Below are 13,294 nucleotides of genomic sequence, written 5' to 3' on the forward strand. Positions count from 1 at the left end.
GCAGGTGAGGCAGGATTATTGCCCGCCGCCGGTGCAACTTGCTTTTTGGTGCAATAAGTGAAAAATAAGGCTGTAAAGAGCATTAGGCCCAACAGGGTTGCAAAGGTAGTTTTTGGTTTGTTGTTCATAAATTGGTTTTTAGTTTATAACTGTTATACCCGGTATAAAGCCATAAAAACAAGCCGTTTACGGGTTGTCAGACCCGGTATTTTTTTGCTTAGCATACGGTCTTATTGCTTTTGGGGGAATCCCGGATAATTGGTTTGATAAAACAAATTTATTGTAAACTATTGATTAAAAGCAAGATACAACGCATGCGATACGCTTTGTTCGCAACGGTACTTCGCTATTGCAAGGGCCGTTTTAATGGAAAAAAAAAATTTAATTTTTTTGCCTGATACGGTTTATCCGCGTATAAATAGGGCAGTTGCGGTTTAATTGGAAGGGATTTTCGGAGACTAACACCAAAACAAAAGCCTGCAATTGTTTAATTACAGGCTTTTGTTTTAGAATTTGCTATCAGTATTTTGATAATCAAGGATCTTAGCACCTACTTATTATACTACTCATTGGTAAGAAACCCTCCTTTACCATGATAAAGGTCAAGCTTTCCGTTAAGTTCAATTTTTATTACAGACATGTATTTATCCTGCTGGTTTTCAGGAACGGAGATATACAACAATCCCGGTACGGCGCTCCAGGAAATTTTGCCCACGATTTTATAGGTTAGTGGTGTATCGCTGCCAAGAACGGTTATTTTTTTGATGTTGTTTTTTAACCCTTTTACCAGTACCGGCGCGCTCGTTTTAGCCGGGACAAACAAGTATACCGTAGTTGAATCTTTTGACAGGGTGCTTGCGCCATAATAATGGCCTTGTGGCATGCCGGCTATGGTATTAAAAACACCTTCGCCATTTTTTTTATTCCAGGCCCCCAGTTCTTTAAGCATTTCTACCTCTTGCGGCGGGATGCTGCCATCGCCTTTGGGGCCAATATCCAATAGTAAATTTCCACCATAGCTTACAGCATCGGTAAAAATGCTGATGATCTCATAGGGCGTTTTAAAATTTTGGTCCTGTGGCTGATAGCCCCAGTTGTCATTAATGGTCATACAAAGCTCCCACCATTTATAGTTAGGCCTCGATACCGGGAAGTTTTGTTCGGGCGTATCATAATCGCCAAAGCCCTGCAAGCGCCCATTTATGATGGTGTTGGGGTTGTAGCTTAATAATTTTTGCCGTACTGCTGATGCTTTCCATTCTTCGGCGCTGTGTTCCCAGTCGCCGTCAAACCACCAAAGGTCGGGATTGTATTGTTTGGCAAGTTCATCCAACTGGCCGTTCATAAAGGTTAAATATTTGGCCCATTTTGCCGGTTGCGCATTAGCCTGGTACCGGCTGCTGTCTTTCAAAAAGCCCGGATAATCGGCATGGCTCCAATCGATCAATGAAAAGTAGGCACCAGCTTTTATACCACGTACGCGCAAAGCATCATACAATGGTTTTAACAGGTCTTTTTTGGCCGGAGTTTTTCGTACTACGTTCAATGGGCCATATTTACTATTCCATAGGGCCACACCATCGTGATGTTTGGTGGTCATTACTGCGTAACGGGCACCGCTTTCTTTGATCAGGTCTGCCAGTTCATCGGGCTTATATTGGTTTGCCGTAAAACCTTTTAATTGACTCATATAATCCGGGTAGCTGATCTTCTTGTTATGAAAACTCCAGCTTTCATCTATCCCCTTTACAGAATAGATACCGTAATGAATAAATATGCCCAGTTTGGCATCGGCAAACCATTGCATTTTTTCTTTGATCTCATCAGGGTTTACCTGGTGTTGCGCTTGTGCATTACCCACGTAAAGCGTGGTAAATAGTGCAAGGAAAATGTGTGATAGTCTTCTTCTCATTTTCAAAAGTAATTATTGCTTTTATAAACTCTTGCTATACTTTTTAAAAAAAATAAAAAGTTTTCTTTCTTTATTAAATTAATTTATTTAAATATGCAGATATAAACCCCCTGCTATATGTTTCTCAAGAATATCGACCTTATTAAAGGGCTGTATTACAGCAAGGCTGCTTCCCTTAATGACCTGAGTATTTACACAGGCAGAAGCGTCCCTTACGTAACCAAAGGGATAGCTGATTTAATTAAGTTAGATATTGTAAAAGAGGTAGGTATAAGGGCCTCAAGCGGGGGCAGAAAGCCCGCAACTTACTCATTGATAGGCGATACCGGCTTCATTATTTCGGTTGCCATGAACCAGTTTTTGACAAGGATCGTAATTGTCAACATGAACAATGAGTTTGTAGGTGAGGTGCAGGAATTTGAGCTGAAACTGAATGATAACAAGGATGCTATTCATTCATTAATAGCTTGTATCCAGACTGTAGTTGTTAACTCAGGATTACCAAAAGATAAATTTTTAGCTATAGGTATTACCATGCCGGGGTTTATTGACGCGTTTTTGGGAAATAACCTGAGTTTTCTTAAATCGCCGGAAGAAACACTGGTAACCTACATCACCAAACAAGTCGAGCTACCTGTATTTATTGAAAATGACTCGACAGCTATAGCCCTGGCCGAGCAAAAATTTGGCCTTCCCATTGCCCGCAATAACTCCATGATCATTAACCTGGGTTGGGGTGTTGGTTTGGGGATGATCATCAATAAAGAAATTTTTAAAGGGCACAGCGGTTTTGCGGGGGAGTTTAGCCATTTGCCGCTTCACAAAAACGGGAAATTATGCTCGTGCGGTAAGCAGGGCTGTTTAGAAACAGAAGCTTCTTTGCTGGCCATTGAAGCAAAAGCCATTGAAGGTTTAAAACAGGGCGAAGTTAGCAGCCTGGTAAAATATGATACATTATCGGCAGATGATATCATTACCGAAGCGCTTAAAGGTGATGCATTCGCTATAAAAATAATTTCTGAAGCAGCTTATTTTATTGGCCAGGGCCTGGCCATATTGCTGCATTTGATGAATCCCGAAAGTATTATTTTAAGCGGGAAGGGAAGTGTTATCGGTAAATTATGGCTTAGTCCTATTCAGCAAGCCATGAATGAGCACTGTATCCCTCATTTAACCACCTACACCCAATTGGCGGTTTCAAACCTGGGCAATAACGCGCAACTGTTAGGGGGCGTAACCACGGTGATTGAAAACCTATATAAACTGAGTCCGCAGGCCAGTATCTCCGAGCCTGCATAAACATACCTAAAGACCTTTTTTTAACTCAATTAATCAATTTTCATGCAACAATTTTATCTAAACTTGAAAAGGTGGGTGGTCCTGCTACTGCCCCTTTTTATCTCGGCAAATTTATTTGCCCAAACAAATGTTACGGGAGTGGTGCGCGATGACGCCGGGCCTTTACCGGGTGTAACCGTGTTAGTTGTGGGCACAACAACAGGTGTACAAACCAATATTAACGGCGCGTACAGCATTAAAGTGGCTAAAGGTGCAGTGCTTAAATTTTCATCTGTAGGCTACACCCCCAAAGAAGTTACCGTTGGCGATAACCCCGTGATCAACGTAACGCTGGCTACAGGTAAAGGCGAATTAAATGAAGTGGTAGTTACCTCGTTTGGTATCAAACGCCAGGAAAAATCCCTGGGTTATGCTACTACTACCATTACGGCAAAACAGTTAACCGAGGCAGGCAATACCAACTTTGCTTCGGCATTGTACGGTAAGGCCCCTGGTGTTAAGATCACTACTGCGCCGGGTGGTTCAAGCAGTGCTGTAAACGTGCAGATCCGTGGTATCAACTCACTTAACTACAACACTCAGCCCTTGTACGTTGTAGATGGTGTTATTATCCGTAATAACAGCGAGGCTGGTGCAGATGGTGCAAATAACGGTGGTTACTGGTCTGATCAGCGGATCAGGGGTAATGGTATCCTGGATATCAATCCACAAGATATCGAAAGCCTTACCGTGTTAAAAGGCGCGAGTGCTACAGCTACTTACGGGTCTGACGGTATGAGCGGTGCTATTGTGATCACTACAAAAAAAGGTTCAAAATCAAGGGGGCTTGGTGTTGATTTCAACTATGTGGGCACTGCAGAACAGGTGGCATTTACACCAAAATTTCAAAACGTTTACGGTCCGGGTTATGACCGTGCAACCAACCTTGCAGGTGGTTTTACAGAAGACGGCTGGTTAGCTGATGCTAATTCACCGTCAGGATACAGGCCACGTTTTAGCTCATACGCACAGTTCGGTCCTAAAATGGAAGGTCAGAAGATCAGGTGGTGGGATGGCGAGATCAGGGATTACACTCCGCAGCCAAATAACTACAAAGATCTGTTTCAAACTGGCTATAGTTCAAATGCCAACATCGCTATATCAAACCAAACGGATAATGTTAACTACCGTTTGTCGGCAACCCGTTTGGATTATACCGGTATCCAGCGCGGTCAAAAACAACAAAAAAACTCGTTTAACTTAAATACAACTGTCAAGTTAAGCAATAAAATTAGCACGGATATCGTCGCGAGCTATGTAAATACCTTAACCCATAACCGTCCGTATCAGCTTAACCGGGTTTTAGCCAACTTTGGTGGCTTCCTAAACAGGTCGGAAAAAGCGGATGTATTGTTGGATAACTATCAAACATCAGCGGGTTATAAATACGTAACCCTTGGTAACGCTGTCAGGAACCCGGCTGAAGCTTTTAAATATAACATGAGCGGTGGGGATATTATGGATTTTTTCTGGACACAGTTAAAGAACAGCGAGGATGAAACCGAAAACCGTTTGATCACCAGCGCTACTTTAAACTGGGATGTGTTGAAAAATTTGAAGTTCAGAGGACGTATCGGCAGTGATTATACAGGCCGCAATACCGAATCGATGCAGTATAACGAATATCCTGTAGCTTTCAACTCGCCTTCAAGCACCGGCTATTATGGTGTTTCCAAAGCTCAATATTCAGGTACTTACGGCGACTTATTATTGACCTATTCGCCTAAGCTTACCAAAGATCTGAATATGTCTATTAGTGGTGGCTATACCTCACGTAGTGAAACCTATCGTGATCAGTCATCAGGTACCAATGGCGGTTTGGTAACTGAAAACTTCTTCTCTTTATCAAACTCGTACGGTACGCAAACAACAACGGCAACCCGTGGTTTCATGAAAACTCAGGCTTTTTTTGGTATCTTAAACTTAAATTATAAAAATTATTTGTTTTTGGAAGGTACCGCACGTAATGAGTCGGCTTCAGCGCTTCCTACAAAAAACAATACCTATTTTTATCCGTCGGTAAATGCTGGTTTCGTATTTACAGATGCGTTTCAAATGCCTGAATTTATCAGCTATGGAAAATTAAGGGCATCATACGGGGTGGTTGGCAACAAACCGCCAAGGTATGTTCCTAACGTGCTGTACAACCAATCGTCATTGTCAACATCAACAGGTTCTGTTACACAGCTTACCTATGATGCTACTTATGGCAACCTGGAGTTAAAACCCGAGATGAAATATGAGCAGGAATATGGTTTGGAGGCCCGTTTCCTGAAAGACCGTGTAGGTTTTGATTTAACCTATTATACCAACCAGGTTAAAAATGTAATTATGGGGTTGAATATTGCCCCATCGAACGGCGCAGGAAACATAATAGCCAATGCCGCTACTTTACATAGCAACGGTTTGGAGGTTGCTTTAAACGGTAAGCCAATTGTTGGTAAATTTAACTGGGATGTACGTTTAAACTTTGCCGTTAATCATTCAAAGGTAAACAACCTGGCACCTGGTTTTGAAAAGCTTACATTCTACGTCGGCGATCAGTCTGCCTTATTGGTGGTAGCTCAGCCAAACCAGCCTATGGGTAATATATTAGTTTACCCTATAGCCAAAGACGCTAATGGCAACAAAATCGTAAACAGTGATGGTTTGTACACTATTGATAAGTCAAAATATGTGGACGCAGGTAATATACAGCCTAAAATTGTAGGTGGTATTGCCAATACTTTCAACTACAAAGGTTTCTCTTTGGATGTATTGGTTGATTACCGTTTTGGTGGAAAAATGGTGTCAAACCCATTAAAATATGGTACTGCTGCGGGTATGTACGAAAGTACTTTACAGTATCGTGATGCAGCCCACGGTGGTTTGGCTTATTACATTGATGGCAGCGGCGGCAAACATTTAGGCACTGCACCAAACGGTGGTAAAACCTATAACGACGGTGTTGTATTGCCAGGTGTAAATGAAAACGGAGAAAAGAATACCACTATTGTTGATGCCGCTTCTTATTACCTGAATACTTATGACTGGGGCGAGAACTCTGTAAACGAAAACGCGGTATTTAAAAACAACTACGTGAAATTGCGTGAAGTTGTGTTGGGATACAGGTTGCCTGCAAGCGTAAACAGAGCATTGCACCTGAATAATTTAAGGTTCTCATTAGTAGGAAGAAACTTATTGTATGTATACCGCACGCTGAAAAATCTTGATCCGGAAGCGCCGATTGGCGACAAATGGTACAGACAAGGTGTGGATGAAGGTTCATCACCAGCTACAAGAAGCTTTGGATTCTCATTAAACGCGAATTTTTAATAGTACAAGTCATTAATTATGAAAAAGAATTTTAAACATATAGGATACGCGTTTTTGCTTGCTTTATCATTGGGAAGCTGCAAAAAAAGCATCGACGAAAAATTTAATAACCCGGAAAAAACAGCAGTTGTAACTATTCCGTACATGTTTACCGGCATGTTAAATAATACCAGGGTAAGGGCCGAGTACTGGCAATACAGAACGTTTGTATTAACTGCTACGTCTTATTTTGCACAAACCTCTTATTTGCCCAATACCAATACCGTGTATCAGCCAAATGATGGCTATATGGGCAACCGTTGGGAGGACTTTTATCATCCAAATGGTTCTGCAAATGGTGTAATGGCTCTGTATAAAACTATGGAGGTTACTTACAACCAAATGTCAGCTACTGACAAGGCAACTAATGATGTGATCATGAATGCTGCGCGGGTAACGTTATATGATCAGGCATCACAAATGGTTGATTGCTGGGGCGATATCCCGTTTAGCGAGGCTGGCAGCCTTGAAACAAGCGCAACGGTTAAAAATCCTAAATTTGATGATCAGATAGCGCTTTACAAAAGCTTCATTGCCGGTTTAGATGCTGCTTCAACATATTTTAAAACAGCTACACTATCAGGACAGGCCACTAAGGCGTTTACTAATCAGGACATCTTGTTAGGCGGGAGTGTGGATAGATGGAGGCGCTATGCCAACTCCATCCGTTTGCGCCTGCTAATGCGTATGTCTTTTTATGATGAAGCCGGATCGAAAGCCGAAGTAGCCAAAATGCTGGCCGACCCAACATCATATCCATTGATAGATGGCGATAATGCTGCTAATTACAATCCTGCCTCTACAGATGTTTTACTAACTCCATTAACCACCTATACCGGATCGTTGCAAAGTGCACTTACCGAGGGAAATAGTAATGGGGCACCAGATTATATGTTAAACACAGCTATGCTCCCTGCTAATGACCCAAGGATACCAGTAATATTTGATAAAGGTGTAGATCTTACAGATCCGAACAACCCGAAACCGAACACGGTTTTTAGGGCACAAGCGGTAACCACGCCAGGTGAAGAAGGTTCGAGCACAATTACACAATATTCAGTTGTTAACCCAACCACTTTCTTAACCAATAATAAACTTCCGGGTATTGTGATAACCGCGCCAGAAGTTAACTTCCTGAAAGCTGAGGCCTTTGAGCGTTGGGGAGGTGGCGACCCGAAAGCAGCTTATGAAACAGCAGTAAGCCAATCTGTTTATTTCTATTTTTATCTGAATAGTTTAGGTACCGGTGTTAAGCCAACGTTGAGCGCAGCAGATATAAATGTATTTCTTTTGAACAACACCACTACAGTTCAGGGCGGGCCAACAGTGCTATATACAGGTTCACAGACTGAAAAACTGGCAAAAATATGGATACAGAAATGGGTGCATTTTGGCTTTATGCAGGGTACTCAAGCCTGGAGCGAATACAGGCGCACAAAATATCCTAAACTCACGTTCCCGAGCACCGGTAAATTGGCAAATTATACTACGCCGCCAACCCGTTTAGTATATCCAAGTGTCGAAACTGGTTTTAACAGTCATTATAATGATGTAAAAGCAAAGGATACACGTACAACAAAGATCTTCTGGGATGTAAAATGAGATACCAGATAGTTAATGGTTGATTAGGAGCTGCCCGCGATAGTGGGCAGCTTTTTTTGTGCAGATTGTTATTTGATACAATAGGGAAATTGCACGGTTTTTATATTATTCAGGTAAAGATGAACGCCGGGAATAAGTTATCAGATAGTTATGCCTTGAACCCTCCGAACATGCTGAAAAAGACTACGCATAGTAACTATCGCACAATGGTCACATACCCCGAAAGTCTTGCCTGCGAGCCGTCGTTAAGGTTCACAATGTAATAATAGGTGCCAAAAGGCAATGGCTGGTTATGATACGTACCATCCCAGGCCTGGCTATAACCACGTGAATGATACAATTGCAGCCCATATCTGTTATAGATATCCACCGCGCAGCCGGGATAATATTGCAGATCTTTGATAACCCACAGATCATTGACACCATCGCCATTAGGTGTAAATGTATTAGGCACTTTAATATTTTGCGGCGCCGAGTAAATGGTTAAACTACCAGGCACATAGCTAATAATATAATTGGCCGAAAAAGCGCCGCTAACTACAATAGGGTATTGTCCGGCTGGTGAGGTAAGCACCGCAGTAGTGGATGCCTGGGGTAATGTAGTAAGCTGTGCTGGGCCTTCATTGTTTACAAAGCCGGTATATTTTAATGTAAGTATTGGATTTTCATTAGCAATAGCTCTGGAAATATTATCGGCCGTGATGGTAAGTGGCGCAGGGTTAACAGTAATGCCGGCGGGAATATAGGCTATATTGTAATTATTGCTGTTGAAACTTCCTCCGGCAGCCGCCGAAGGAATAATAGAGGGATTATAGACACCAACGGCATCATCTGTTGCTGAACCTGCGCCGTATGACAAGGTAACTGTCCCAATAGTTTCCTCGTTCTGTAATCCCGATGCTGTAAAGGCTGTAGATGCTGCACCGTTGTCCGGGGAATCACCATAGGTTTTAACAACCGGTTTTGCGGTGACTGTAAGTGGTGCCGGAGTAACGGTACCCGCTAACGGTATATTGATATTACCCGCGCCTGCATTGCTTAGCGCCAGGTTGCCGGCGTAATTCCCAACTGGTGTAGTAGCTGCCAGCCGTATATAAATTGTTGTTATTGCGAGGTTGCCTCCGGCATCCGGCGTGAGCGCGATTGCGCCGCCAAAGCTGCTATTATCAGTACTAAGCTCAAAGCCTGCTGGAGGATTTATAGAAACACCCGATGTAAGGTTTTGCCCCAATATCCTGATACTTGTAACTATAGAAGGGGTACCATAAATTGTTTGAAGAGTTGAGGGGATATCCCTATAGGTTAATATTGGCGGCGGGGGCGCGTTAATGGTAAGGTTACCCGCCTGGTAGGATATCGTATAGTTGGCTGGCGAAAAGCTGCCTCCTGCGGCCGCTGAGGGAACTACCGATCCGGTATAAACACCCGGCGATGCCGGTGCCGGCGCACCTAAGCCATATAGCATGTACACGGTACCTATCGTTTCGTTATTTTTTAAGCCAGTTACCGAAAAGCCGGTCGACGAAGATCCATCACTTAGCGCAGTACCATAGGGCTTATTTATATTGTTGGCGGTGATAGTGATGGGCGCGGGCAATACAGCCAGGTCGACCGGGAAATAATGAATGATATAGTTGCCGGGAAGATAACCGTTATCGCCCTGAAAATCAGATAATGTAACTGTGCCAGGATATGTGCCAACCTGGGCGGTAGGGTTGGCCCCGTTGCCAAAGGCAATTTTTATAGATTTAAAAGCATCATTGTTACGCAATCCCACCGGGTTAAAGGTTACGCCCGGGGTATTTGCCGTTAGCGTATAGTCAGTGAGTTCGTCGCCATAGTATTTACCATACGTACCCGTGATATTTAAAATAGAAGGAGATACTGTGCTGCTAGGTATATTTATGTCAATATTTGTGGCCCCACTGCTACTTAAAACTATGTTGCCACTATAAACACCTGCATTGGTTTTAGCTGCTAACCGGATATAAACGGTAATCGGGCCGGCTATGTTTGCACCGCCAACAGTAACGGTACTGCTGAAATTTACATTATCTGTACTTACCTCAAAGCCGGGCGGAGGTGTAACGGTTATTCCTGCTGAAAGGTTAGTGCCGGATACCGTAAAGCTTTCGGCAGTGGAAGGAATCCCATATGTAGTATTAACAGCATTAATATTGCCCGGCGCTGTGATAACGGGTAAAGCTTTATTAACCGTTATTTTAAATGTTTTTGGCGCACCGGAGCACCCGTTGCCAATGCTGATTGATTTACTGGACATAAGGGGATTTAAGCCAACCGGCACATCGGTAATGAGAGTGTTAGTTTCAGTATTGATAACGTGAATAACATTGCTGCCATCGTCTGTAATGTATAAACGAGTACCATCCGGACTTAATACAGGGTAATCGAGCTGTCCGCTTAACGATATGGTTTTTATTACGGTATTGCTGGCTGTGCTTATTATGCTAACCGATTGTGATTCCCGGTTTACAACATATAAAAATTTTTCATCTGCGGATAGTGCGCAGTCAAAAGCGTAGTTGCCAACGGCAATAGTTGCAATAACGGTGTTTGTAGCAGTATTGATAACGGATACATCGTTAGAAAGCATGTTAGCTATATATAGTCGGCTTCCGTCGGCATTGAGAACAGGATCCAGCGGATAGTTGCCCACAGAGATAGCGGCTATTACATTGTTGGTTATTACATTAATCACCACAAGGTTCTGGATACCGCCGTTTGAGACGTAAAGCCGGTTTCCATCGGGACTAATAACTAAAGCCCGAACCGCCATACCCGCCGTAATAGTACCGGTTACCGCATTGGTAGCTGTATTGATAACGTAAATGGGGCCTTCGCCAAAGGTACCATAGGTTGATACAAATAATTTGCTTCCATCGGGGCTCATAGTCAATATTTGCGGTGTTGCTCCGACGGGTATAGTTGCTACCACTACGTGAGTAGCTGTGTTGATAACTGAAACGCTGGCGCCACCTCCATTTACTACGTACAACATGCTTCCGCTGGGGCTTGTGGTCATATGCTCCGGATTATTCCCAACCGCTATCTTAGAGATTATACTGCCTGTTAATGCATCTAATACATCAACTTCATTATGATAAAAACAGCTTACATAAACTTCACGCTGGTTAGGATTTACCAATGTTACATACGGGCCATTACCAACCGGTATCGTAGCTACAACGGTGTTGTTATTCGAATTGACCATTGAAACCGAATTGCTGTTGGCATTGCCCGTAAAAATAAATCCGTTTGGGGATGGAGTGACTGTAAAGGTTGCCGTTTCTGAATTGGTACCTGGATTAATTGTTGTAAAAGCCGGGATGTTACCATAACCGCTTGCGGCAATTCCTATACCCGGGTTACTGTTGGTCCATTGGTAAACGGGGGCGGTGCCGGTAAAATTAACAGGCGTCGTCAAAGCGCCACTGGTAACAGTTTGATCGGCAATCGCATTAACAACAGGCAATGCTTTTATAGTAGCACTCACCGGGACATTAAAAACACCGGCACCAGCCGATGTAAAACTGACATTGTCAGACAGGCTGCCAACAGGTGCAATTGCTGCAGATCGAACATAGACAGTACCGCCCGTTTGCGGTAATGAGATAGTTTTACTGTAAGCGCCTGCAGACGCTAATGATATCTCAAAGTTAACAGGCGCAGTAGCCGTAATAGCCGATGATAAGCCGCTGGAGGTAACAGTAATTTGCTGTAGGTTAGGGCTGGCCGAAGGTGAACCTGCACAACCGGTGATGGTGCCGGAAGCTGGAGGTGCCGTTATTGTTTGTGCTTGTGACACTAATGTTTTTAAACAGAAAAAGCAGATAAAGCACACTGCCAGTAACTTATTGTGCATGGTTTAGGCTAATATTTTAATCCCCGAAGATACTTGTTTCGTTGTACTCCCTGAAAAGAAAAACAGTAAATCAAATGATTTGCGTGCTTTTCTATCAAAATCGTGTGCTTGATGTGGTGATGTACTTTCCCATTAGTTATCTCTTTAATTGCAAAATATTTAATACTTAAAACCAAACATATGTTGATAGAAACTTATCCGGAAAGTTGGACGGAACGGTAACGTTTTAAAAAATCACACGTCTTTAACCCATAGTATGAAGAGATTAATTATCCTGCTCCTTATCGGCATGCATGCTGTTTTAAGCGAAGCCCAGTCTTTAACACAACGTATAGATTCAGTGGTACAGTTGGCTTATCAGCGCGGTATTTACAATGGCAACATCCTGATTGCAAAGGGTGGCAAGGTCATCTACCGGCAATCATTGGGTTTTGCCAACGGCAATAAAACCATCCCGCTGCATGATTCGCTTCGGTTCGATATTGGTTCGGTTAGCAAAGAGTTTAACGGGACGGCTATCATGGTATTAAAGGAAAAAGGTAAGCTTTCACTGGACGATCCCTTGTCTTTATATTTTCCAGAATTTCCGGAATGGGCCAGGCAGGTAAAGATCAGGCATCTTATTAATTATACCAGCGGGATTCCGCTGCCACCGGCCACAGTAGGCGATACTGATTCTGCCTTATATAACTACCTCAGGTCTGTTAAAGAGCTTGCGCTTGCGCCGGGTACCGGCTACATCTACAATCACGCCAATGTTTACCTGCAAATGCGCATCATTGAAAAGGTCAGCAAAATGACCTACGCCCAATTCCTGGCAAAATACATTTTCAAACCGGCAGGCATCGGCCACGCTGTGGTAGATTACCCTGTGGGGGCGCCCGGAATGGCGCAGGCTTTTGACAATTCCGGTAAAAACACTCCTTATGGCCAGGTAATGAGCGGTTGGGTGCGCTTGCCTATAGATGATCTGTACAAATGGACACAGGCATTGGAATATTGCAGGATTTTGTCAGCAAAATCTTTAGCCGAACTGGCTGCTAATTTTCCGGGAGGAGAAAGCAGCCTGGGGTCGACCGGCTTTGAGAATGGCAAACTCATCTGGCATCAGCATCAGGGCTCAAACAGTAACTATGAGACTACCATTTACAGCTGGCTGCCCGATAGCATTACCATTGTGATGATGACAAATAATCAGCAAATGA

6 protein-coding genes are annotated in these 13,294 nt (G+C 43.2%); 4 read left to right on the top strand and 2 right to left on the bottom strand.

What is annotated here, in order from left to right:
- Positions 1–562: 562 nt before the first annotated feature.
- Positions 563–1,912, bottom strand: coding sequence for an alpha-L-fucosidase (locus tag VF500_RS17190; RefSeq protein ID WP_330860860.1), 1,350 nt, complete (start codon positions 1,910–1,912; stop codon positions 563–565).
- Between the two features lie 117 nt (positions 1,913–2,029).
- Between VF500_RS17190 and VF500_RS17195 the strand changes: the two genes are divergently transcribed.
- The 3 genes from VF500_RS17195 (at position 2,030) to VF500_RS17205 (ending at position 8,206) form a co-directional block, all read left to right on the top strand.
- Complete coding sequence (locus VF500_RS17195; RefSeq protein WP_330860861.1) at positions 2,030–3,211, top strand: ROK family protein; 1,182 nt, start codon at positions 2,030–2,032, stop codon at positions 3,209–3,211.
- 63 nt (positions 3,212–3,274) lie between these two features.
- The gene (locus VF500_RS17200; protein ID WP_330860862.1) at positions 3,275–6,565 is read left to right on the top strand and encodes a SusC/RagA family TonB-linked outer membrane protein; all 3,291 of its coding nucleotides are present in this window, start codon (positions 3,275–3,277) and stop codon (positions 6,563–6,565) included.
- 18 nt (positions 6,566–6,583) lie between these two features.
- A complete protein-coding gene (locus tag VF500_RS17205) occupies positions 6,584–8,206 on the top strand; it encodes a SusD/RagB family nutrient-binding outer membrane lipoprotein (protein ID WP_330860863.1) in 1,623 nt (540 codons plus the stop codon).
- Between the two features lie 196 nt (positions 8,207–8,402).
- Here VF500_RS17205 and VF500_RS17210 read toward each other — a convergent pair whose 3' ends face one another.
- Entirely contained in the window at positions 8,403–12,032 is a 3,630-nt protein-coding gene (locus VF500_RS17210; protein WP_330860864.1) for an MBG domain-containing protein, read from the bottom strand.
- A 313-nt stretch (positions 12,033–12,345) separates the two neighbouring features.
- Here VF500_RS17210 and VF500_RS17215 point away from each other — a divergent pair.
- Positions 12,346–13,294: serine hydrolase (locus VF500_RS17215; RefSeq protein WP_330860865.1), on the top strand; the 949-nt coding region annotated here is incomplete at its 3' end.

The sequence above is a fragment of the Mucilaginibacter sp. genome (assembly GCF_036383575.1).
Lineage (GTDB): Bacteria > Bacteroidota > Bacteroidia > Sphingobacteriales > Sphingobacteriaceae > Mucilaginibacter.